Raw genomic sequence first — 24,539 nt, forward strand, 5'->3', positions numbered from 1 at the left:
TTAATCGAATAAGAAACCAATAAAGACTAATAAAAAACCATCCGCACCTGACTATTGCAGCAGTCAGATACGGATGGTTTTGGTTATGTTCTGGGGATATCGTCACGAATAGGCTCGAACTCTTCCTTGGGCAGGCGAATCCAGCGTTTGAGATAGCCCTGCTGGAATAGCTCTTTGAGCAGAATGATCAGTACCGGCGACAGCACGAGACCGGCGACGCCGAAGATGGAGAGAGAGATAATCATCGCGGACAGCATCAGATAGGCGGAGGAGATGCCGATCGAGTTGCCGGTGATTTTGGGCTCCAGTAGTTGACGGGTCAGCATCACGACGACGAGCAGCACGGTCAATCCGATAGCCAGCCCTGTCTGTCCTACGATAAACAGGTAAATGATCCATGGAATAAATACCACCGGAATACCCAATAGCGGCAAAATATCGAATGCCGCACTAAGCAGCGCCAGTGCAAAAGAATGATCGACACGCAGAATCAGCAATCCTATGTATACAAGCACGAATGTAATCATGACCATGATCAGCTGGGCTTTGATATAGCCGCCGATTGCACGGAATACATACTGTTTGAGGAAAAAATATGCCTTTTTGAGCGTGTTGGGCGTTTTCTCGCCGGCAATCCGCCGCCACAGATTGATCTCTGCACTCAGGAAAAAGGCAAGAATAATACCTACCGCAAAATTTCCGATAAAGGAAGAAAAAGTACCCAGCCAGCCGATAGCGTAATTAAACGTAGCTTTGACCCAGACAGCGAGTCCGGCGGTAAAAGTAGCAAAATATTCATTGATGCGTTCGGTTAGATCTGCAGGCAATGCATTCATTTCCCGCTGCAGAATCGTTGTGAAGCTGGCAAAATGCTGCTGTACAATGACCGCATACCGGGGCAGTGAATCGGCAACCTGACTGATCTGGGATATAAAAATCAATCCGGCTCCAAACAGTGCACCGAGAATAACGAGCACAAACGTAAGTACCGCAATCGCGGAGCAAACCATTTTGGGCAGTCCTCTGCGGTTCAGGAACATTGCAAACGGCTCAATCATGGCAAAAATCAGCACAGACAGAAACACCGGAGCGGCAATCCGGTAGAGCTGGCTGGAAATCAGCAGAATCAGATAGACCGTCAGTACGACGACTCCGATATCAAATGCGGTGCGCCAGTATTTTTTATAAATGGGTAACATGTGATGCCAAATCTCCTTTGCTTGGTAAAATGGGTGGACATGCATCCGTCTTGCATTCTTGTACTGCCCGGGTTGATTGGGACAGTAAGGTAATCAAGCAGCAAGTCCGACTTTACATATACGGCATGTATGCCTAATTTGTTACAAAAAGATAAAAGTGCAGCTTTCAGTATAAAAGATAACATGCCTGTTCATACACAAAAGGCTTTCCCGCCTGATCGTGATCAGGGAGAAAGCCTCGGATGATCCGGCGTGAAACAGAGTGTATTTCTGCCGGAAGACAAGTCTGGATCAGATTTTCATGATACCGCCCATGCTCGCATTGGTAACAAGCTTGGAATAACGGGCCAGGTAGCCGGTTTTGACTTTTGGCTCGAATTCTTTCCATTCGGTACGGCGGCGTTCAGCCATTTCTTCTTCGCTGATATGCAGTTCGATTTTGCGCTCGTTCAGATCCAGCTCGATGATATCGCCATCGTGTACGAAAGCGATTGGACCGCCTTCGGCTGCTTCCGGTGAGATATGACCGATACTGATACCGCGTGAAGCGCCGGAGAAGCGTCCGTCCGTGATCAGGCCGACTTTGGCACCGAGGCCCATGCCGACGATCTGGGAAGTAGGCGCCAGCATCTCTGGCATACCCGGTCCGCCTTTTGGACCTTCATAACGGATAACGACCACATGTCCTTCTTTGACATGACCATTGGCGATACCGTACAGCGCATCATCCTGGGAGTCAAAGCAGATGGCAGGGCCTTTGTGATAACCACCAACCGATGCATCGACAGCACCGACTTTGATAATCGCGCCTTCGGGAGCAAGGTTGCCGAACAATACAGCCAGACCGCCGCGTTCGGAATGCGGGTTATCGATCGCATGAATAACTTCATGATCCTGGATTTCCTGGCCTTCGACATTTTCACGAAGCGTCTTGCCGGTAACGGTGATGCAGTTCTCGTGCAGGGCGCCCGGTTTTTTGAGCAGTTCATTCAGTACTGCGCTTACGCCACCTGCCAGATGCACGTCCTCAATATGCCAGTCGGATGCCGGAGCAAGCTTCGCCAGATGCGGTACACGGTTGGCAACTTCGTTGATGCGTTCGATTGGATAGTCGATCTCGGCTTCATGTGCCAGTGCCAGTGTATGCAGTACCGTATTGGTGGAGCCACCCATTGCCATATCCAGTGCAAAAGCATTATCGATTGCTTCCAGCGTAACGATATCACGCGGTTTGAGATCCAGCTTGATCAGTTCCATCAGCTGTTTGGCTGATTTCTTGACGAATTCCTTGCGATCTTCGGAAACGGCGAGGATGGTGCCGTTACCCGGCAGCGCAATACCGAGTGCTTCTGCCAGACAGTTCATCGAATTGGCGGTAAACATACCGGAGCAGGAGCCGCAGGTCGGACAGCCGAACTGTTCCAGTTCCAGCAGACTCTTGTCATCGATTTTACCTGCCTGATAGGCACCTACGCCTTCAAATACGGACGTCAGAGAGATGGAGCGGCCAGTGCTGTCTTTACCGGCTTTCATCGGTCCGCCGCTGACAAACATCGTCGGAATGTTCACACGCAGTGCGCCCATCATCATGCCCGGTGTAATTTTGTCACAGTTCGGGATACAGACCATGCCGTCGAACCAGTGAGCGGAGACGACTGTCTCCAGGGAATCCGCAATAATCTCGCGGCTTGGCAGGGAATAACGCATACCGATATGTCCCATAGCAATACCGTCGTCAACACCGATGGTATTGAATTCGAATGGAACGCCGCCGGCTTCGCGGATCGCTTCCTTGACGATTTTACCAAACTCCTGCAGATGCACATGTCCCGGTACGATATCGATGTAAGAGTTACATACCGCGATAAACGGTTTATCAAAATCTTCCTCTTTTACCCCTGCTGCACGCAGCAAACTGCGATGTGGCGCCCGATCAAAGCCTTTTTTGATCATATCGGAACGCATCTTCTTGTTTGTGTTAACTGCCATGGTGTCGGTTTCCCCCCAAATATATAGTAATAGTAGCTTTTTTACTTTAGCGCGTTGTAAGGCCAAAGACAGAAGCTGAAAAGAAATTGCATAATGCGACATGAAACTACACGAATTACACAAAAGTTTTTAATAGAGTCTATCATATGTATTCTCTTTTTGCTAGCGTATATTACGCTAATTATCCGGAGGACAACACAAAAAGCAGACGTCTCTGCCAGAAACGGATCAGAGAAGTCTGCTTAATCTTGCAATATGCACAGGCATATTGCATCTATAGGGAGAATTAACGGCTGCCGCCCTTGCGTCCAATTTCCTTGTAGAAATCTTTGTCATGGGACTCGGAGGTAGCTTCTCCGCCTTTGCGCCCGATTTCCTGGTAGAATTCCTTGTCATGGGATTGGGAAGTGGCCTGACCGCCTTTTTTACCAATTTGCTGATAAAACTCTTTGCTGTGGTTTTTGGAAGTCGCCTGTCCGCCCATACGTCCGGCTTCTTCGCGGCTCATTTTCCCGCTGCTCTTGCTGCGTGCCATAACAATATCACTCCTGTCACAATAGATTGGGTAAGGCTACATGTAGTTGCTCTTTAATTACCCGGTCTCTATGGAGTGAAACGATATTTAGCCATTTATTTAGATATCGGCTGCAGATTGTTCAGCGCAAAAAGGAATATCGGCGCTGGGCATGGCGGAATTTGAGACGCACATAACGGGGCAGCTCCGGCTCGACCCACCGGTGTGTCCAGCGGCGGACAGCAGGCTGGGAAAGCAGCAATGTCAATATAACCGCTAGCGCGATCACCATCAGTACACCGGCTATGCTGCTGATATGGGTGAACAGACCGGAAATTTCCAGCGTGCGTACCAGCAGACCATGCAGCAGAAACACATACAGCGTACGCCGTCCCAGGTCGGTAATCTGCTGGGACTTCCACGGAACAAAAGCAAGGAAGGCCAGTGAAGCAATCAACTGCAGTATATACATGCCCAGTCGTATAGCCATACCATGCCAAGTATCCACACCGAGCTGCATAAAGGTCTGGTTGCCGTAAAACCAGCCGTTATTCAGCGACCAGTCCATCATGATGAATACGGCCAGCAGTGCAATCGACAGACCGCCTGCCAGCGCCTGCCGATAGCTGCGGAACCATGCAGCAAAACGTTCAAATCGGAAATGATAGCCGATCACAAAAAATGGAAAATAAATCAATGTCCGTGATAATGCCAGCCACACGCCGTCCATAGGCAGTGAACCTACCACCAACCCAAGCACTACCGAGAGGGTCAGCTGCTGGGCAAAGGTGAGCTGGCGCATCCCGATCAGCATCAGCCGCCACAGGATATGTCCGGCGAGGAACCAGAGCAGCAGATAAGGGGCGAAAAAGGAATGCGTGATGCCATGCACCCGGAAAACGGTAAAATCGAGCAGCGAATAAATGCTCTGGAACACGATGTACTGCATCCCGATCGTGCGCAGGATTTTCAGTCCTGTGCGTCCATGCAGATTGGAGCGGGCAAAGTATCCGGTGACCAGTACGAACAGCGGCATATGAAACGAGAAGATCCACAGGAAAATACCATGTGCGACATCGGAATGACGGATCAGCGGCTCCAGCATATTGCCGATCACCACACATACGATTAGCAGAAAGCGCAAATTTATAAAGTAAGTCTCACCGGCCGCGGAGCAGCGGGCACGGACGGATGTACGAACCGGTTGATAGAGATGGCTGATATTCATCATTTTCCCTCCACAATTCTAATGATTTAAAAATAAGACAAAAAAGAATTGAATATTGTGATTAAATTCACAATAGAAAGCGCTCTCCATAATTAAAATTGTGTATATATGATGAAGCTGCATCATTGACAACAAAGAAAGCGGTTGCGAAAATGGATAATATGACCAGCTACATACCACGGCATGATCTTGGTGCCGAATCAGGAGGATGGATAATGAATAATCAGAATGGTTATCCGGAAGTGGTCACTTTCGGGGAATCCATGGGTTTGCTGACTGCGGAAGATTCCCGCGGACTCGAATATGCGGCCCAGCTGCGCAAATCATTTGGCGGCGCGGAGAGCAATCTGGCGATCGGTATTGCACGGCTTGGTCATTCGGCCGGCTGGTGCGGCCGACTCGGTAATGATCCGCTTGGACAGATGATCCAGAAGTCGATCCGGGGAGAAGGCGTTGATGTATCCCGTTCCATTTTAGCGGAAGGAGAACCGACCGGGCTGATGCTGCGTGAGAATGCTTCCGGTCATGCATCGGTGTACTATTACCGCAAGCTCTCTGCAGCCAGTCATATGACACCTGACGATCTGGATGAAGAGTATATCCGCAATACCCGTGTGCTGCATGTCACCGGCATTACGGCGGCAATCAGCGAATCCGGTCTGGCGACTGTGAACCGGGCGATGGATATTGCCAGGGAAGCCGGAGTCACCGTGTGCTTTGATCCGAATCTGCGGCTGAAGCTGTGGACGCTGGAGCAGGCCCGTCCGGTACTGCTGGCGCTGGCAGAGAAATGCGATTATTTCCTGCCCGGGCTGGATGAACTGGCGCTGCTGTACGAGACGGACGATCAGGAAGAGATTTTCCGGCGTTTGCGTCAGCTGCAGGCGGTCAGCATTGTGAAGGGCGGTCCGGATCTTACTTATGTGGTAGAGAAGGATTCCACGCTGGAAGTGCCTTATTTCAAAGCGGAACGCGTGCTGGATACGGTGGGTGCAGGGGATGGATTCTGTGCAGGCTTTATTACCGGTCTGCTGCGCGGGTATACCATTGAAGAGGCTGTACGTCTGGGCAATCTGAATGGTTCGATGGTCATCCAGGCGGTAGGGGACTGGGAGGCGCTGCCGACCGATGCCCAGGTCCAGGCAAAGCTGAGCAACAAGGCACATGTAGAGCGCTGATCAGCCGTTAATCTTTGTAAGGTTAGGATTCACTCATTGCCATACAGACAGGTCAAATGCATTTTCCAAATTCATTTCCATATGAGGAGAGACAACATGAAAAAGTTACAACTGCTGCAAAAGATGATGGATAACGGTGTCGTAGCCGTATTGCGCGGAGATTCCGCAGAGCAGGTATTCGCCATGGCCGAGCAGGCCATCGCCGGCGGGATCAAAGTGATTGAAGTTACGCTGACTGTACCGGGAGCATTGAATGCGATTGAGAAGCTGAGCCGGATGTACAGCTGGAAGTCGGAAGGCGACAATTTTGCGATTATCGGAGCCGGTACCGTACTGGAACCGCAAACCGCACGGGCAGCGATTATGGCAGGTGCCGAATTCGTCGTCGGTCCATCGCTGAATCCGGAAACGGTGAAAATCTGCAATCTGTACCGTGTGCCTGTACTGCCGGGTGTGACTACACTGGAAGGTGTACAGCAGGCGCTGGAGCTGGGCGTGGATATCGTGAAGCTGTTCCCGGGCAATCTGTATCAACCATCCATTATCAAGACGCTCAAAGGTCCAATGCCGCAGGCCAATTTCATGCCAACAGGCGGTGTATCGCTGGATAATCTGGGTGAATGGATCAAGGGCGGTGCAGTGGCAGTAGGCATCGGTTCCGATCTGACGACAGAAGCTTTGAAAACAGGCAATCTTAGTCTGGTACGCCAAAGAGCCGAGCAGTATATGCAGGCTTACCGTGAGGCCAAGCAGGGCTGATTGAGGCTGCTTTCCATACATTTTTGCAGACGTGTGCATAAAATTACAGGGATCGTGTCAAGATTTATAGAGAACTATAGAGAATTAATACTTTTTGACGGGGCTTTTTATTAGCAGAGCCTGTCCAGCTTGCGGAAGGTATTTTAGATTTATTTTTCGAAATGTTTCTGTAAAAATGGTCTGTGTTTATTCTGCAGTCAAACAGTCCCAATGATTACTCCAAAATAACTATTTTGGTCCGGGATAGGTGCGAAAGTATATTCCGTTCCATGGAAAGTGGTATACTACACATAGAGCAGCCTGTTGTCCTGCCAGGGAGACAGGCTGCTCTTGTATATCAAGAAGGCTTCGGCAAAACTGGCAGGTGTATGCTGCAGTGCCGGCTGAACAGGCGTGGATAATGAGACAGCCGTTCATAACCGGTATGCGGTACTCCGAGTAATCCAGGTAAAACGGGCTTGAAGTGGAAGGAGAACTTATGTTTAGACAGAAACGTAAATATGCAGGAAGTTATGGAGGCAGCCGCCGCGGCGGACGTGCCGGTAAAATCGGTAAAATTCTACTGGGTATTCTGATTGTGCTGCTCATTCTGGGCGGACTGGCTGCCTGGTACCTGCTGACGCCTTATGGGCCGACAGGAGAAGCGGAGCAGGCATTGACCGCACAGCAGCAAGGGGTAACTGTACATACGACAGAGAACTGGATCGAATTCGATGCTGCCAAATCGACCGGTAACAGTCTGATCTTCTATCCCGGCGCACGGGTGAAACCGGAATCCTACAGTTTGTTTGCCAGAGATCTGGCAGCTGCAGGACACTCCGTATATATTATGAAATTTCCGTTCAATTTTGCCTTTACCAAAGCCAATGCCGCCGATGCGGTCATTAGCAGCCATCCTGATGAGAAATTTATTATCGGCGGACATTCACTTGGCGGCGTATTTGCTTCACGGTATGCGGTAGCCCATACCGACCGGATTGCGGGGGTATTTTTCCTCGCTTCCTATCCGGATCAAAACGGTAACCTGGCAGAACTGGGGTTGCCGGTGATGTCGATTACCGGCTCCGAGGATGGCGTCCTGCAAAAGGACAAGTATGAAGCTTCCCGTTCCCTGCTGCCGGCCGATACGGCCTATTACAGCGTGCAGGGCGGCAACCACGGTCAGTTTGGCAGCTATGGCGAGCAGAAGGGTGATCAGCCTGCCAAGGTCAGTGCAGAGGAGCAGCGTGCTCAGACTGTGAATGCACTGCTCAGCTGGATGAAGGAAATACCGGCAGCCGGCGAAAAATAATCTTCGCTGCAAGGAGCGAAAATCTTCGCTGTAGGAAGTGGAGTATCTATCTTGCAGTCAATGGCAACAGCCGGACATCAACCGAAGGTATGAACACCAAATGATGAAGTATAAAAGCAGTGTATTCTCCCCGTGCAGCATTCGGGAGAATACACTGCTTTTTGTATAGGTGGTTTTGGGGGTAAACTAATAAGGGAGACAAGTACAGACAGGAAGGAAGATGATGTTGGCGTTAATCACATACCAGTCGCAGAACATTCAGTGCGATGCCATACTATGGGACAAAGACGGCACATTGCTTGATTTTATGCAGCTGTGGGGCAGTTGGGCCGAGCTGCTGCTGGGTCATATGGAAGGTTATTTGCAGGATCGCGGTCATTCCTTTACAGGCAGCCGGGAAAAGGTGATGGGCACGATCTATGATGCATCCGGCAAGCTGACCGGCTACGACCCGCGCGGACCGATGGCGATGGCCTCTGTTCAGGAGACGACAGCCGTACTGGCCTGGCAGCTGTACAGCGCAGGCGTTCCATGGGATGAAGCCATTTTGCAGATCACTGACTTTAGCCGCCAGGCCATGGAGCAGATGGAACAGACCCGTCCGGTACAGCCGCTGCCGAACCTGATTCCACTGCTGAACAGCTGCCGCGAGGCTGGGCTGCCCTTGGCCGTCGTAACCTCGGACTGGACCTCCGAAGCTCTCAAACATCTGCGCTGGAGCGGGCTGGAGACGTACTTTACCGAGATCATCGGCAGCGACCTCGTAACGTCAGGCAAGCCAGCACCGGATATGGCCCTGCTGGCCTGCCAACGCCTGTCCGTCCAACCGGGCCATACGATACTGATCGGAGACAGCAACGCCGATATGCAAATGGGCCGCCAGGCCGAACTCGCCTGCTGCATCGGCATCGCTCCAACTGCCGAAGCCCCTACCCATCTGCCGGATGCTGATATCATCATTCACGACTACCGGGAACTGCAGATCATCACAGCAGATGGCTCACAATCCGTGCAGGAATAATTACGGCTGTCCATGTAGCCCCCAATACAATATTTATAATACAAGGAGTGATCCCTATGGATAAAGTAAACCAACTCACTGAATGGATTAGAGAATCAGACCGGATTGTGTTTTTCGGCGGAGCAGGTACATCCACCGAGAGCGGCATCCCCGATTTTCGTTCGGCGACTGGATTGTATCAGGAAAGCGGACAGCAGGGATATTCGCCCGAGGAAATGTTGAGCCGACCGTTTTTTGACCGGGAGCCGGAACTGTTCTATGCATTTTACCGTTCTAAAATGCTTTACCCGGATGTGCAGCCCAATCCGGTGCATGAGATTCTGGCCGAACTGGAGCAGCAGGGCAAACTGCTGGCGGTTATTACGCAAAATATCGACGGACTGCACCAGAAGGCAGGCAGCCAAAATGTACTGGAGCTGCACGGTTCGGTGCATCGCAATTACTGCATGAGCTGCGGCCGGCAATACACGCTGGCCGAGGTGCTGGCCCAATCCGGTGTACCGCGCTGTTCGGTGGACGGAGGAATTATCCGCCCCGATGTGGTGCTGTACGGAGAATCGCTGAATGCAGATGTGATCACTGCAGCGGTAGAAGCGCTGTCGGCAGCCGATCTGCTCATTATCGGCGGGACTTCCCTGACGGTGTATCCGGCGGCCAGCTTTATTACGTACTTCCGGGGCAGACATACCGTACTGATGAATGCGTCGGCAACCGCGCATGACCGTCATGCTGATCTCATTATCACCGAGCCAATGGGATCAGTGATGCGGCAGGTACAACAGCAGCTGCACAAGGGATGATGATTGCATAATGATAACGCTTCCGGTATGATTTGTGAGGAAATATGGATTTTATTCAGCTGAAGGGTGGGGATTGCTTTGGTATATGTAGCTGCGGAAAATCGTTATGAGAATATGAAGTATAACCGTACCGGTCGGACCGGTCTGAAATTGCCGGCCATCTCGCTGGGGTTATGGCATAATTTTGGAGGAATCAACTCGTATGAGAATTCCAGAGAGATGCTGACGCGTTCCTTTGATCTGGGAATTACGCACTTTGATCTGGCCAATAACTATGGACCGCCGGCAGGCTCGGCAGAAGAAACTTTTGGTAAGGTGCTCAAGCATGATCTGGCACCTTACCGGGATGAACTGATCATCTCGACCAAAGCGGGTTATTATATGTGGCCCGGCCCTTATGGCGAATGGGGTTCCCGCAAAAATCTGGTTGCCAGTCTGGATCAGAGTCTTAAGCGGATGGGACTGGATTATGTGGATATTTTCTACTCGCACCGCTTTGATCCGGAGACACCGCTGGAAGAGACGATGATGGCACTGGATCATATTGTACGTTCCGGTAAAGCACTATATGTCGGCATCTCCAGCTATAGTGCGGAGCAGACCCGTGAAGCTGCCCAAATCCTCAAGGAGCTCGGAACGCCGCTGGCGATTCATCAGCCCCGCTATTCCATGTTGGACCGCTGGATCGAAAATGGTCTGCAGGATACGCTTGATGATATAGGTGCAGGCAGCATTGCTTTCTGTCCGCTGGAGCAGGGTGTACTGACCAGCAAATATCTGAATGGTGTGCCGGAAGATTCCCGTGCAGCCGGTTCTTCAGTCTTCCTCAAGCAGGATCAGATCAAGCCGGAGACAATCCGCAAAGTACGTGCCCTGAACCAGCTTGCCGCAGCGCGGGGGCAGAGTCTGGCACAGATGTCACTGGCATGGGTACTGCGTCATGGCCGATTGACGTCTGCATTGATCGGGGCCAGCCGTGTATCCCAGATCGAGGAAAATATCGTAGCGCTCAACAATCTGGAATTCTCTGCCGAGGAACTGCAGCGGATCGATACGATTCTGAAATCTTCTGCCGAGCACAGCGAGTAGAAGCTGCTGCTCGCAAGAAGGCCACTCATGCAGAGCGGGGTCAATAAACTTGTTCAGTCAAGTATGCGCGCTTCGCTCTGTACGAGAGTAACTGCATAGACCACAATGTCCAAAAAGGCTCCTGTTAGCAGGGAGCCTTTTTTTGCTGGCAGGGGAAGAGAAAGGCGGAATGTCTCTTTTCATCAGAATGCACTCTATCTTCTGTGCTGCTATTAATGATTGTATTTTGTAATCCGTACTCTGTATTTCAATGGTGTGTCCGTTTATATTTTATAATCCCGTATGCTCGCCTCGCGTCTGCAAGATGTCCTGGTTATGATGAACTGCTGCATATGAGATGCTGACTGTTGTGCTCTGACAGCATCCTATTCTTATGTCTACTGCTGTGAACCAAGCGACGTCGGCGGCTGGATGGAAGTGCGATACTGGCTCGGAGAGACGCCGTAGAAGCGCCGGAACTGCTTGGAGAAATACAAAGCATCCGTCAGTCCCACCGAAGCGGCGATCTGCTGGGTCGACAGCTCCGGCCGCTCGCGCAGCAGCTGACGCGCTTTGTCGATGCGCAGTTTGAGCAGATAGGTGACAGGGGTCATACCTGTCTCCTTTTTGAAAATGCGGGACATGTAAGCACGGTTGTAGCCAATGCTGCTGCACATATCCTCAATGGATACCGGGTGCGCATACTGACTGGACATGTAGTGGATCATCTGCTTGACCGTACGGCGGGTGATCGATTCGGCTCCCGGCAGGGCCGCCTGGCGGGTCAGCAGCTCGCTGGCTTCGGCCATAATCAGATGCAGATAACCGATAGCGGCCAGATCAGAGCTTTCTTTTTGCGTGTAAAAAGCCTGCAGCATAGCCTGCAAATACGCTCCGATCCGGCCCGGGTCTTCTTGCTGCTCCGAACGGGCAACCGGTGAACCGGCATGAAATCCGGCCTGCTCTGCCAGGGCATCAGCCTGATCACCGGCAAAGGCAAACCAGTGATAACGCCAGGGCTGCTGACGGTCGGATACATAGCTGACCAGCTGGCCGGGATGGATCAGAAAAGAATCCCCTGCGCTTAGCTTATACGTGCGATCCTCGGTAATAAACTGTCCCTGTCCGCTGGCAATATAGTGATACAGATAATAATCATAGATTTTGGGACCCAGCCTATGGGAAGGCGGAGTCTGGCTCTCTCCGGTGAACAGGACATACAGTGTACCTTCATCGTGAAAGATCGGGTTGGGAGCGACCTGATAGGTTTTGTCGGGCATAATGGACAGTGCCTCCTTGAGCATGATTGCCGATATAAAATTTCGGGAATACGTTGGGATTGATAATGGATTTGGAGCGGGTCGGCTGCATCTCGTTGTTTTATAGTAGGATTATAACGCAGTGAGGTCACATTTATCCATATACACGGCACATCTGTTCATTACATATCATAGCGCTTTCAAGGTATACTGGGATCAGCAACAACGCTTCAGCACAGCAAGCGGACTTTACAGATAAGGTGGAATTAACCCATGAATCAAGAGCAGATGAAACAGGCATTTACGGAGAAGTACGGAACCGGCGGAGAGATTCGCATTTTCCATGCTCCGGGACGTGTGAATCTGATTGGTGAACATATTGATTACAACGGCGGCTATGTACTGCCGGCAGCTCTGGAATTCGGTACACTGCTGGCAATCCGGGCCAATAACGACGGTATGGTCAGGCTGGCCTCGGTCAATTTCCCGGAGCTGGAAGGGACATTTGCCCTGCAGGAGATCGGACTGAAAACGACAAAGGAATGGATGGATTATCCCCTGGGCATCATGACCGTGCTCAAAGGAAAGGGAACCACGCTCACATCCGGATACGATATGCTGTTCTTCGGCAATATTCCGAACGGATCGGGCCTGTCCTCCTCGGCATCGATCGAAGTGGTAACTGCCTATGCGCTGATCAGCATGGAACAAGGTCACATTGACACTGTCGAAATTGCAGTGATGTCACAAAAGGCGGAAAATGAATTTGTCGGTGTGAACTGCGGCATTATGGACCAGTTCGCTGTCGCCAACGGAATCAAGGATCATGCGATCCTGCTCATGTGCGATACGCTGGAGTATGACCGTGTACCGTTCCGTACAGGACAGTACAAGCTGGTCATCGGCAATACCAATAAGCGCCGCGGACTGGTCGATTCCAAGTATAATGAGCGTCGTTCCCAGTGTGAAGCTGCACTGGCAGCACTGCAGCCGCATGTGGATAACCTGAATTATCTCGCCCAGCTGACTCCGGAGCAGTTCGGTCTGCTGGAAGAGCAGATTCAGGATGCTATCGTTCGCAACCGTGCAAGACATGTGGTGGAAGAAAATGCACGTGTACTGGCTTCTGTCGAAGCGCTCAAGCGGGATGATTTGCAGCGCTTCGGCCAGCTGATGAACGAGTCGCACGAATCGCTGCGCAATCTGTATGAAGTGAGCTGCGAGGAACTGGATGTGATGGTAGAGGAAGCACGCCGGATTAAGGGAACGCTCGGTGCCCGCATGACCGGCGCAGGCTTTGGTGGATGCACCGTATCGCTGGTGCATGAGGATGATACCGATGCATTCGTCCAGCAGGCAGGACAGGCTTATCGTGAGCGCACTGGGCTGGAAGCGGACTTTTATATCTGCGGTGTGGGCAACGGCGTAGAAGAGTGGGACGGATCGCAGAACTAATCGTTCAGGAACCACTGATTGTGAAGGTACGATTGTTCAGTTCATTGAAATGTGCAGTTCATCGAAAGTTAAAGCTAAGGCTGTATAATAGAGCGGTAAAAGGTTATGGAGCAGTTCAATTACACACAGCCATCCATAGACAGGCTTCGTCCGCATCTGCAAAGCGGCAAGCTTGCGAGTGGAAGGACTGACAGGAGGACAACAACATGGCTATTTTGGTAACAGGTGGAGCAGGATATATCGGATCACATACGGTGGCAGATCTGCTGGAACGCGGCGAAGAGGTTGTCGTGATCGACAATCTGATGACCGGACATCGTGAAGCGCTGCTGGGCGGCAAACTGTACGAAGGTGACCTGCGTGACAAGGAACTGCTGGCACGGATTTTCAGCGAAAACAGCATTACGGCAGTGATTCACTTTGCCGCCAGCTCCCTCGTTGGCGAGAGTATGCAGAATCCGTCCAAATATTATGATAACAACGTATACGGCGCCATGTGCCTGCTGGAAGAAATGCAAAAAGCCGGCGTCAAAAATATCGTCTTCTCTTCCACGGCAGCGACCTATGGCGAACCGGAAAAGGTACCGATCGAAGAAAGTGATCGCACCGAACCTGCCAATGTGTACGGCGAGACCAAGCTGGTGATGGAACGGATGATGTCCTGGTTTGATAAAGTCCATGATATCCGCTATGTGGCCCTGCGCTACTTTAATGCGGCAGGCGCACATGCCAGCGGCAAAATCGGTGAAGACCACCGCCCGGAATCCCATCTGGTACCGCTGGTTCTGCAGACGGCACTCGGTCAGCGGCCGCATATCTCCGTATTCGGTGATGACTATCCGACAGAGGATGGCACCTGTATCCGCGACTACATCCATGTCAGCGATCTGGCAGACGCCCACGTCAAAGCAGTGGAATACCTCGCAGGAGGCGGTTCCAGTAACGTATTCAACCTGGGTAACGGACTCGGCTTCTCGGTTAAGCAGGTTATCGAAACAGCCAAAAAAGTAACCGGCCGCGAGATTCCTACGAACTACGAACCGCGCCGCAGCGGCGATCCTGCCACACTGGTCGCTTCTTCGGACAAAGCGCGCAGCGTACTCGGCTGGCAACCTTCACGTGACAAACTGGAAGACATCATTGCCAGCGCATGGCAGTGGCATGAATCTCATCCACAGGGATATGGCGACCATGAATAATAACAAAGCCGAACGTACCGTAGAACAGAACAGCGCACTGCTGGCGATCGATGAGCTGGTCAAGTTCGCTTTTGCCAAACAGATGATCAAAATAGCCGATCTGGACTACAGCCGTAATCTGCTGCTGAGCAAGTTCCGGTTTGACGAACCTTACAATCCGGACGTCTCCATTCTGAGCATGGTCCGTGAGGGAGAAGCGGCTGCCGAGCCTCAGATTATGATCGACACATTGATCGATTATGCCCACAGTATCGGCCAGCTGCAAGAAAATACCGATACGTACCGCGATCTGATGGACGCCGAGATTATGGGCCTGCTGATGGCGCGCCCGTCGGAAGTGACGGCAGACTTTTACGATACACTGGACCGGGAAGGCATCGAAGCCGCGACCGACCAGTTCTACCAGCTGTCGATCAATTCCAACTACATCCGCATGGACCGTATATCCAAAAATGTATACTGGAAGCAGCCGACCGAATACGGCGATCTGGAGATGACGATCAATCTGTCCAAGCCGGAGAAGAGTTCGGCCGAGATTGCGCTGGCCAAGCTGATGCCGCCACCGTCCTATCCGAAATGCCTGCTGTGCCGGGAGAATGTAGGCTATGCCGGTCGGATCAACCACCCGGCCCGTCAGAACCTGCGTGTGATCCCGCTGCAGCTGAACGGCGAATCCTGGTTCCTGCAATATTCACCGTATGTATATTACAATGAGCACTGCATCGTATTCCATCATGATCATGTGCCGATGCAGCTGACGAAGCAGACGCTGCGCCGTCTGCTTGATTTTGTGGATGAATTCCCGCATTATTTCCTCGGCTCCAATGCGGATCTGCCGATCGTAGGCGGCTCGATTCTGACCCATGATCATTTCCAGGGCGGCCGTCATACATTCCCAATCGAAAAGGCTGCTGTAGAGCAGGTGTACCAGCATCCTTCCCGTGAAGGGCTGACACTGGAGCTGGTGAACTGGCCGATGAGTGTGGTACGTCTGCGTTCCCATAACGACTCGCAGCTGCTGGAAGCGGCCAATGATATGTATGAGCAGTGGAAAGTGTACAGCGACGAGCAGGTGGATATCATGGCTTCCTCCACTGGACCGGATGGTACGCCGGTGCGCCACAATACGGTAACACCGATTGTCCGCCGCCGGGGCGAGCAGTATGAGATGGATTTGGTCCTGCGCAACAACCGGACGAGCGAACAGTATCCGGACGGTATTTTCCATCCGCATCCGGAGATGCATCATATCAAGCGCGAAAATATCGGGCTGATCGAAGTCATGGGACTGGCGATTCTGCCGGGTCGTCTGAAGGAAGAACTTGATCTGATCGCTTCCATTCTGACCGGGGACATGGCATTGCTGGAAGCAGTGCGTGCCCAGCCGGAGCACCAGCTGGCCCTGCACGGTCCGTGGATTCAGCAAATGGTCGATCAGTATGGTACCGAGCTGGATCACGATCAGGCCATGCTGGCTGTCCAGGATGAGGTCGGCCGCAAGTTTGCCGAGATTATGGAGCATGCCGGCGTGTACAAGAAAGATAGCGCCGGTCGCGAAGCTTTTGGTCGCTTCATGACGCACCTCGGTTATCGGCAAAAATAGCATTATATTAAGCTTATATTAAATGCTGTTAACCTGATAGGTACATTCCGTTTACACAGCATCCGTTTTATTATACGCTGCCTGAAGACGACTCCTTTTGATTAAAAGGGGTCGTCTTTTTTGATGCAGATGGTGAATCGTGCAGGAGGGGATGACAGAGAGATTCCGCCGTTTTGCTTTTTATAGATTACGGGCAGAGGAGCTGGGTTTGAGCAGCCCGGTGTATTTGGCATATTCCTGATACCGTCCTTTACTTAAATACGTTAGGGCATCAAATTATGGTAGTGTGTCACAAAATCAAAAAGGACGATAAAGGTAAAGAATATCGGCTGCCAGTACACAATCTGTGTAAGCTCAATGTTAAGAATCAGGAAGTGTAGCGAAATAAGGAAGTAAAGTTGAAACTGGTAATAAACGGTGGTTATAATACAAGCAAACGTACCAAATCTTCCCACATCGAAACAACGAACACGAACAAGTGGATCGGTTATACATAGTCAGTCGTCTTCTGGACCAAATAGGGAGTCAACAGGAAAGGGTATGAGATTGTGCGACAAGGAAAATCGGATCAGGACAATGATGAATCGCTGAAAAATTTTCATCTGCTGATTCATGAATGGTACAGTCCGGGATAGGTGCAGCTTAAAAACGTATCCGCTTCATTGAATCGGAACAGTCATGCTTGCGGAGAGTTTGTCATCTCCTTTCAGGTATCACCAGCGTCTTTTGTAAAATGACGGATTTGGTGCTGTTTGTGATGCTCTTTTGAAATAGGATTAATTAACATATATACAATAATTGTAAGGTTTGAGTTATTTTTTGTTAAATTTCAAAAAACGTATTTACAGGTTACGCTGGATGTATTAAGGTAGCCTTGTAAGTTCGATACACATTATTATTTTTTTTATTTTAACTATCAAAATTTTAAAAAGGAGAGAGTATGGGATTAAAATTGCTGGCAAATAAGAATATCTTGATTATGGGGGTGGCCAATAACCGCAGTATCGCCTGGGGAATTGCCCAATCGCTCGCTGAACAGGATGCACGGCTCATTTTTACATACGAGAATGAGCGGGTTAAGAGCCGTGTTGAGAAGCTGGTAGAGTCTATTCCCGGATCTGTTTTGCTGCCTTGTGATGTGCAAAATGAATCCGAGATCGATCAGCTGGCTGCTTACTTGTCTGAACATATCGGAGTACTGCATGGATACGTCCATAGTATCGCCTATGCGCGTCCGGAAGATCTGGATGGTCATTATGTCGATACATCACGTGAAGGATTCGGTCTGGCACAGGAAATTAGCGCCTATTCACTGGTCGCTGTGGCTCGCCGGGTACATCCGCTGATGACCGAAGGCGGAAGCATCATGACGATGACTTATATCGGTGCAGAGCGTGCGATTCCCAATTACAACGTGATGGGTGTGGCCAAAGCGACACTGGAAGCTTCGGTGCGCTATCTGGCGAATGATCTGGGGATGCACGGGATTCGTGTCAATGCCATCTCGGCGGGACCGATCCGTACACTGGCTGCTTATGGCATCAAGGATTTTAACGGCATGCTCAAAAAAATCGAAGAAATCACGCCGCTGCGCAAAACCGTCGATACGGCCGAGGTGGGAGATACAGCGGCATTTCTGATGTCGGACTGGTCTCGCGGTATTACCGGTGAAGTGATTCATGTGGATGCCGGTTATCATATTACTGGAATGTAAGGAGGCGCCCTTGTGCTGACTGCGCAGATGAAATGTCAGATTATTTCAGTGGACGGCAGATCAAGCCGGGAACAGCTCGAACAGGATGCAACCGGATTAAGCCGATTATTGTCACTCCGGGGATTTTCTTCGGATAGCAGGGTCATCCTGAAATCCGCCAACTCGTACTGGTTTATCGCTGCACTGTTTGCCCTGTGTCACAAAGCGGTATCTCTCGTTGTGGTAGATCCACAGATCGGCCGGGATGAACTGCTGCATATTCATGGCGAGACCGAATCGAATCTGCTGCTGACCGATACCGATCCGATGCTGCCGGGAATGGAGACGATCCTGCTCTCCGAACTCGCGGACAGCCTGGCGATGCAGCGCCGAATGGAAATTCAGTCACCACAGGAGTCACTTAATCTGGACGCCTGGTGTGCACGACGCGATGCATTGATCCTGTATTCTTCGGGTACAACCGGCAAGCCCAAAGGCATTGTCAAAGCCGGCCAGTTGTTCATGGATAATATCGTGCATTCGATCCGGGCCATGGGATACCAGTCCACCGATTGTATGCTGCCTGTTGTACCTTATTCACACTTTTACGGAATTTCACTTATCTTCTCATGGTGGTTAACCGCCTGCTCCCTCATCGTATGCAACCCACAGAATCTACGGAGCGTCATTACGAACATTATTCGCGAAAGAGCTACGATCGTAGATGCCAATCCCTCTGCTTTTTACACCATGTTACGCATGTTGGCCCGTAAGCCCAGACAGCTGGAAGCCCTGCAAAATGCTCCGGTTCGGATGTGGTGCGTGGGCGGATCTCCTCTGACGAGAGACCTTGAAGAAAAGTTTGATGCCCTGTTCCACAAGCCGCTGCTCAATGGCTATGGATTGTCCGAACTGGGAAATGTAACACTCGGAACGCTGGGCAACCCGCATGGCTGCGGTGCACCACTGCCCGGTATACAGATTCAGGTGCTGGACAGCCTGGGCAATCCGCTGCCCGATCAGGAGATCGGCGAAGTATGGGTTCAGACTCCCGGCTGTATGGAAGGTTATCTTCACCGTCCCGATCTGACCGAAGCGGCTGTTCATAATGGATGGTTCCGCACCGGCGATATGGGCTGTACCGATAATGGCAATCTGTACGTCGTTGGACGAACAGGCAAAACGGTAAACCGGATGGGCTATCTTGTATCTCCTGCCTATATCGAGAGCCGGATCAGTCTGCTGGGCTGTCGTTCCTGCGTGATTGCGCTGGATGATGAGCTCAAGGGCAGTCTGCTGATTGCTTTTATCGAAGAAGAAGCCGCCCTCACACTGGCCGAACTGCGTAAGGAAATGAATCATATCCTGCCGACCTATATGTACCCGGATCTGCTGATTCCGCTGCCCGGTTTTCCGCTCAATCGTAACGGTAAGGTAGATCGGCTGGAATTGGAGAAACTCGCCATAACCAAAACTACAGAGCGTAGTGTACGTAAATCCGCCGAAACGTTAGTGTAAAGCGAATAACAACGATTTAATAAACTACAATTTGTAGTTTTTTATACTGACTTCTTCCGCTGCCATCGCGGAGCAGGAGAATGATCAGAACTATTTCAGGAGAGAAGGGATGATTAATAATGAGTATGGACCAAAAGCTGACGGAGGATTTGATGTTATTGGAAAGGCACGGAGCGGTACTGAAGTGCCTGAATTATCTGATGACACAGCGTCAGGAAGTGCTGGATATTTTGTCAAAAATCTCGTCCTACCGGGCTGCCAATGCGGAAATCGATTCCACCATTATGACACTGCAGGGGGCGCTGGAAGAAGTACGGAACAATAAGCCCGGCTGGCAGCAGTCGATGGCGGTATTTATGCCTTCAAACGTGATCCTGTACTCCTATGCACTGTACCTGCTGATTCCTTCGCTGTATGTCAATAAGATTGATTTCCGTCCGGCATCCTATGTGGCTGAACATGTGGGTCTGCTGCATGAGAAGCTGCAGGCGGTTCACGGTCTGCCGATCTATCACCAGAAGGTCAGCCAGAAAGTATTTGTCAACGAGCATGTCAAACCGGCCGATATCGTGGTCTTCACCGGCGGCTATTCCAACGCCGAGCAGATCAAAAAGCAGCTGCGCAAAGAACAGTTGTACATTTTCTTCGGACAGGGAATCAACCCGTTCGTAATCGGTCCCGATGCCGACCTCGATCTGGCAGTAACGGATGTCATTCGTATGCGTCTGTTCAACTCCGGTCAGGATTGCCTCGGTCCGGACATCATCCTTGTTCATCAGGAAGTGGCCGATACATTCAAAAATCTGCTGATCGAGCGTGTGCAGGGATTGACCTATGGACACAATCAAGACCCGGATGCACATTACACGCCGATTTTCTACAAAGATACTCTGTATAGCGTCTCCGAGTACTTCAATACGCATGACCAGTTTATCGTCTACGGCGGAGGAATTGATTTCCGTACCAAAAAGATGGACCCGACGATCCTGTACAGCACGCTGGATGAAAACCTCGACATTATCGAGTATTTCTCGCCGGTGTTCAACGTGGTGAGTTACCGGGATGATCAGCAGCTGATCCAGCGCATTTCCTCCAGTTATTTCAGCGAGCGGGCGATGGGCTGCAGTCTGTACGGTTCCGAGCATCTGAGCGATATTTTGCGCCGCAAGCATACGTTGACCATCAACGAGACACTGGAAGATGTGGATCAGGGGAACAAGGCGTTTGGCGGCTACGGCACGATGTCCAACTATATTTTCCATAACAATACGCTCGTATCCAAGCCAATCCTAATCTCGGCGGTGGTTGCGGAGTACCTGCAGGACAAGAGGACTCTGGTATGACCGCTTCACTGCCCGCATGGGATATCGTCGTACGTTATCTGGAATCGGTCGGCGTCAAGCATCTGTTCGGACTGCCGAGTGATGATCTGAAAATTCTGGAGCCGCTGTCCAAAGCGGATATGGAATTTATTATTTGCAAAGATCAGCGCAATGCGGTGTTTATGGCTTCCGGGTATTCATTGGCTACCAGCCGTCTCGCAGTCTGTGTAGTAGGGAAAGGGCCGGCACTCAGCAATACGCTGACCGGCCTGCTGGAAGCACAGAACCTGAGTGTGCCGCTGCTGCTGCTGGCGCTCGGTACCGGCGGGGACAAGCTCGGTACCCGTTCTTTTCAGGAAGCGGATCAGATGTCGATGGTCAAGCCGTTCGTCAAATGGGCGTACCGGGTAGAGCATGGGGAAAGGCTGCAATGGGCGCTCGAAAGAGCGGCCTTTCTGGCCGTCAATGGTGCGCCGGGTCCGGTCTATATCGAACTGCCGGAACAGCTGGTGGATGAACTGTCTCCGGTACGGGACAGCTTTGCTCCGCTGGAAAGACTCAGTGTACTGCCGGGTAGGCATCAACTGCAGGCGGCGGACGAGCTGCTGCGCCAGTCCCGTCGTCCGCTCATTCTGACCGGTGGCGGTATGAAAAATGGAGACGGCGAGAAGCTGGAACAATTTGCTGCGACCTATGGAGCAGCGGTATTCGCTACGGCATCCGGACGCGGCACGATGGATGAGCATCATCCGCTGTTCGGCGGAGTCGCCGGACTGTATACGGATGTGAGCTGCCGGGTACTGTGGGAAGAAGCGGATCTGGTCATCGCGCTGGGCAGCCGCCTGGAGGAGACCGCCACATTCGAATGGGAATCCTGGCTGGAGCACAAGCCGCTCATCCAGGTCAATATGGAGCTGAACGATCTGGCTCATCAGTATGAAGGACTCCGGCTGCTCGGTGACGGATATGCCGTACTGGACCACTGGCTGGAGCAGACGCTTCGTCCGGCCGACTCGGGCTGGGTAGAGCGGATTGCCGATTGCAAAGCAGCTGCCGTGCAGCGCCGCAATGCTTCGATGACGGAGATTGCCAGTGAACCGGGACTGCATGTACCCGAGCTGCTCGAACTGATTCGCAGTCAGTGTGCCGAGGATCTGGTACTCGTGCAGGAAAATGGGCTGCAGGATATGTGGTCGTACTTTTATCCGTATTTTGCTTTTGGCAAGCAGGCCTGGTCGATCGTGCCGAGTGACCAGACCAGCCTCGGATTCGGAGCAGCTGCTGCGCTTGGAGCGGCAGCGTCCGGTGAGCGTCCGGTCGTGGCACTGGTGGGGGACGGCGCATTTAACCTGTTCCGTTCCGATCTGATTACGGCAGCGGAATACCGGATTCCGGCACTGTATCTGGTGCTGAACAACGGCGGTTACGGCTGGCTGCAGAACCAGCTGGGCTACCAGTCTTCCGAGCTGAACGGTTCCTATCCATTCGTGTCTGCCCAGGAGCAGCTGGATGTGAGCAGCATTCGTCATGAATTTGTGGACAATAGAGTTATCCGCAGCCGGGAAGAAGCGGCAGAGCAGCTGTCCGCAGCCTGGAACTCCTATCGTGCCGGCAGACTGGTCATTGTGGATGTACATGTCACACTGACGGATATTCATGAGAAAATCCGCCATGTATACGGCGACTTCCCATTGCCGGAACTGTCGGCAGTTACGAAATAATCTCAACAACGATAAAAGGGGACGTGGGCATATTGAAAAGGCGTGTAGTGGTGACCGGGCAGGGTGTAATCACACCGGTCGGGCTGAATACAGAAGATTTCTGGAACTCGCTGGTCGAGGGCCGCAGCGGTGTGGAATTGGTGGATCACTTTGACGTATCCGAGATTCCAACCAAGATTGGAGCCCAGGTCAAAGGCTTTGATCCACTGCAGTACATGAGCAAAAAAGAAGCCAATAAAATAGCGCAGTTCACCCAGTTTGCACTGGCTGCCGCCCATCAGGCGATGCAGCAGTCCGGACTGGTCATCAATGAACAGAATGCTTCCCGTGTTGGTGTCGTGATCGGCTCGGGAGCCGGCGGGCTGGACGTGGTGGAAGAGAATTACCGCAAGCTGACGGAAATCGGTCCGAAGCGGGTATCCCCGCATTTTGTAACGGCGATGATGATCAATTCGGCGCCCGGTGAAGTCTCTATTGCCTTTGGTGCCAAAGGTCCTTCGTTCGGTGTAGTTACCGCCTGCGCAACTGGCAGCAATGCGATCGGAGAAGCGCTGCGTACGATCCAGTACGGCACAGCCGACGCGGTAATTGCCGGCGGAGCGGAAGCGAACTTCAGCCAGCTCGATCTGGCGGGATTCGCCAATATCCATGCATTATCAAGACGCAATGAAGAGCCGCAGAAGGCGAGTCGACCGTTTGACTCGGCACGTGACGGCTTTGTGATCGGCGGGGGAGCCGGGGTCGTCATTCTGGAAGAACTGGAACACGCGCTCAAGCGAAATGCGACTATTCTGGCTGAAGTGGTCGGCTACGGCTGTACGACGGATGCCTATCATATTACGGCTCCGGATCTGAGCGGATCGGGTGCGGCCGATGCGATAAGACTTGCGCTGGAAGACGGCGGTCTTCAGCCGGAAGATGTGGATTATGTGAATGCACACGGTACGAGTACTCCTTTTAACGATCAGATGGAAGTGAATGCCTTGCGCAAAGTGTTTGGGGAACATGCGCCCAAGCTCGCCATCTCGTCGATCAAGTCGATGACCGGCCATCTGATGGGCGGAGCAGGTGCGGTGGAATTGATTGCAACCGTGCAAAGCATGCTGCACAGCACCGTCCCGCCTACACTCAACTGTGATGATCCGGAAGATGCGGAACTGAACTTTGTACCGAATACAAGCCAGGAAAGGGAAGTCAATGCAGCCATCAGCAATTCCTTCGGTTTTGGTGGACATAATGTATGCATTGCTGTACGCAAATGGAAGGGAGAGTAACTCCTTTGGATTTGACCAAGATTCATATTCCTGACGTACTGCCTCATCGTTATCCGTTTCTGATGATCGATGAGGTATCCGGTTACGAGACTTCCGGCTGGGCCAGGGGATACAAGCTGGTCAGCTGGAACGAGTGGTATATCAGCGAAGCACAGCCCTATATGCCTTCCACGCTGGTCGTGGAATCGCTGGCACAGCTGCTGGCATTTGCCACTATCGACGAAGCGGGCATTTCCTTTTTGACCACATTAAAAGGGGTGCGTGTGCTGAGTCAGGCTGCTGCCGGGGAACGAATTGATCTGTATGTAGAGGTGCTTCGCCGCCGCAAAGGTTATGTGCTTGGTAAAGGAATAGCTTCCGTAGGGGAACGAATCGTCCTCGAAGCGGATGAGATCGTCTCCTACGATCTGAAGCGTTAAGACCATCATGGAAAGGGAGTTAACAGAAA

General features: G+C 51.7%; 20 protein-coding genes. 15 read left to right on the forward strand and 5 right to left on the reverse strand.

All coding sequences use genetic code 11. The features are described from left to right. Window positions 1–83: 83 nt before the first annotated feature. The 4 genes from WH45_RS05615 to WH45_RS05630 all read right to left on the reverse strand — a co-directional run bounded on the left by WH45_RS05615 (window position 84) and on the right by WH45_RS05630 (window position 4,933). Window positions 84–1,199, reverse strand: coding sequence for an AI-2E family transporter (locus WH45_RS05615; protein ID WP_046213417.1), 1,116 nt, complete (start codon window positions 1,197–1,199; stop codon window positions 84–86). A gap of 291 nt (window positions 1,200–1,490) precedes the next feature. After that, window positions 1,491–3,164, reverse strand: coding sequence for a dihydroxy-acid dehydratase (gene ilvD, locus WH45_RS05620; protein WP_046213637.1), 1,674 nt, complete (start codon window positions 3,162–3,164; stop codon window positions 1,491–1,493). Window positions 3,165–3,474: 310 nt separating this feature from the next. Further along, a complete protein-coding gene (locus tag WH45_RS05625) occupies window positions 3,475–3,723 on the reverse strand; it encodes a KGG domain-containing protein (protein WP_046213418.1) in 249 nt (82 codons plus the stop codon). A 121-nt stretch (window positions 3,724–3,844) separates the two neighbouring features. Continuing rightward, the gene (locus WH45_RS05630) at window positions 3,845–4,933 is read right to left on the reverse strand and encodes an acyltransferase family protein (RefSeq protein WP_235338298.1); all 1,089 of its coding nucleotides are present in this window, start codon (window positions 4,931–4,933) and stop codon (window positions 3,845–3,847) included. 212 nt (window positions 4,934–5,145) lie between these two features. Between WH45_RS05630 and WH45_RS05635 the strand changes: the two genes are divergently transcribed. The 6 genes from WH45_RS05635 (at window position 5,146) to mgrA (ending at window position 11,068) form a co-directional block, all read left to right on the forward strand. Then, window positions 5,146–6,108: a sugar kinase gene (locus WH45_RS05635; protein ID WP_046213419.1), complete on the forward strand. Its 963-nt coding sequence runs from the start codon at window positions 5,146–5,148 to the stop codon at window positions 6,106–6,108. A gap of 96 nt (window positions 6,109–6,204) precedes the next feature. Further along, a complete protein-coding gene (locus WH45_RS05640; protein ID WP_046213420.1) occupies window positions 6,205–6,867 on the forward strand; it encodes a bifunctional 2-keto-4-hydroxyglutarate aldolase/2-keto-3-deoxy-6-phosphogluconate aldolase in 663 nt (220 codons plus the stop codon). A gap of 478 nt (window positions 6,868–7,345) precedes the next feature. Beyond that, on the forward strand, window positions 7,346–8,158 hold the full coding sequence (locus WH45_RS05645; protein ID WP_046213421.1) for an alpha/beta fold hydrolase: 813 nt from the start codon (window positions 7,346–7,348) through the stop codon (window positions 8,156–8,158). Window positions 8,159–8,378: 220 nt separating this feature from the next. Beyond that, window positions 8,379–9,179, forward strand: a complete 801-nt coding sequence (locus WH45_RS05650) for an HAD family hydrolase (protein WP_046213422.1) — start codon at window positions 8,379–8,381, stop codon at window positions 9,177–9,179. A 56-nt stretch (window positions 9,180–9,235) separates the two neighbouring features. Beyond that, the gene (locus WH45_RS05655; RefSeq protein WP_046213423.1) at window positions 9,236–9,979 is read left to right on the forward strand and encodes an NAD-dependent protein deacylase; all 744 of its coding nucleotides are present in this window, start codon (window positions 9,236–9,238) and stop codon (window positions 9,977–9,979) included. Between the two features lie 78 nt (window positions 9,980–10,057). After that, window positions 10,058–11,068: an L-glyceraldehyde 3-phosphate reductase gene (gene mgrA, locus WH45_RS05660; RefSeq protein WP_046213424.1), complete on the forward strand. Its 1,011-nt coding sequence runs from the start codon at window positions 10,058–10,060 to the stop codon at window positions 11,066–11,068. A gap of 377 nt (window positions 11,069–11,445) precedes the next feature. Here mgrA and WH45_RS05665 read toward each other — a convergent pair whose 3' ends face one another. Next, window positions 11,446–12,327 (reverse strand): AraC family transcriptional regulator, encoded by an 882-nt coding sequence (locus WH45_RS05665; RefSeq protein WP_046213425.1) that lies wholly within the window; start codon window positions 12,325–12,327, stop codon window positions 11,446–11,448. A 252-nt stretch (window positions 12,328–12,579) separates the two neighbouring features. Between WH45_RS05665 and WH45_RS05670 the strand changes: the two genes are divergently transcribed. From WH45_RS05670 to WH45_RS05710, 9 genes are all read left to right on the forward strand, one after another. Beyond that, entirely contained in the window at window positions 12,580–13,761 is a 1,182-nt protein-coding gene (locus WH45_RS05670; protein ID WP_046213426.1) for a galactokinase, read from the forward strand. A gap of 206 nt (window positions 13,762–13,967) precedes the next feature. Beyond that, a complete protein-coding gene (gene galE / locus WH45_RS05675; RefSeq protein ID WP_046213427.1) occupies window positions 13,968–14,960 on the forward strand; it encodes a UDP-glucose 4-epimerase GalE in 993 nt (330 codons plus the stop codon). Further along, the gene (locus WH45_RS05680; RefSeq protein WP_082096557.1) at window positions 14,953–16,563 is read left to right on the forward strand and encodes a UDP-glucose--hexose-1-phosphate uridylyltransferase; all 1,611 of its coding nucleotides are present in this window, start codon (window positions 14,953–14,955) and stop codon (window positions 16,561–16,563) included. Before galE ends, WH45_RS05680 begins: the two co-directional genes overlap by 8 nt. Before the next feature lie 940 nt (window positions 16,564–17,503). Continuing rightward, complete coding sequence (gene fabI, locus WH45_RS05685; RefSeq protein ID WP_046213429.1) at window positions 17,504–18,277, forward strand: enoyl-ACP reductase FabI; 774 nt, start codon at window positions 17,504–17,506, stop codon at window positions 18,275–18,277. Between the two features lie 12 nt (window positions 18,278–18,289). Beyond that, window positions 18,290–19,774: a class I adenylate-forming enzyme family protein gene (locus tag WH45_RS05690; protein ID WP_407668015.1), complete on the forward strand. Its 1,485-nt coding sequence runs from the start codon at window positions 18,290–18,292 to the stop codon at window positions 19,772–19,774. Window positions 19,775–19,893: 119 nt separating this feature from the next. Next, on the forward strand, window positions 19,894–21,117 hold the full coding sequence (locus WH45_RS05695) for an aldehyde dehydrogenase family protein (RefSeq protein ID WP_046213430.1): 1,224 nt from the start codon (window positions 19,894–19,896) through the stop codon (window positions 21,115–21,117). Beyond that, window positions 21,114–22,817, forward strand: coding sequence for a thiamine pyrophosphate-binding protein (locus WH45_RS05700; RefSeq protein ID WP_046213431.1), 1,704 nt, complete (start codon window positions 21,114–21,116; stop codon window positions 22,815–22,817). Before WH45_RS05695 ends, WH45_RS05700 begins: the two co-directional genes overlap by 4 nt. 29 nt (window positions 22,818–22,846) lie before the next feature. After that, entirely contained in the window at window positions 22,847–24,091 is a 1,245-nt protein-coding gene (fabF, locus tag WH45_RS05705; protein ID WP_082096569.1) for a beta-ketoacyl-ACP synthase II, read from the forward strand. Beyond that, window positions 24,076–24,510, forward strand: a complete 435-nt coding sequence (locus WH45_RS05710) for a 3-hydroxyacyl-ACP dehydratase FabZ family protein (protein WP_052723631.1) — start codon at window positions 24,076–24,078, stop codon at window positions 24,508–24,510. Before fabF ends, WH45_RS05710 begins: the two co-directional genes overlap by 16 nt. Window positions 24,511–24,539: the final 29 nt, after the last annotated feature.

This window comes from Paenibacillus wulumuqiensis (assembly GCF_000971965.1).
Classification (GTDB): Bacteria; Bacillota; Bacilli; order Paenibacillales; family Paenibacillaceae; genus Saccharibacillus; species Saccharibacillus wulumuqiensis.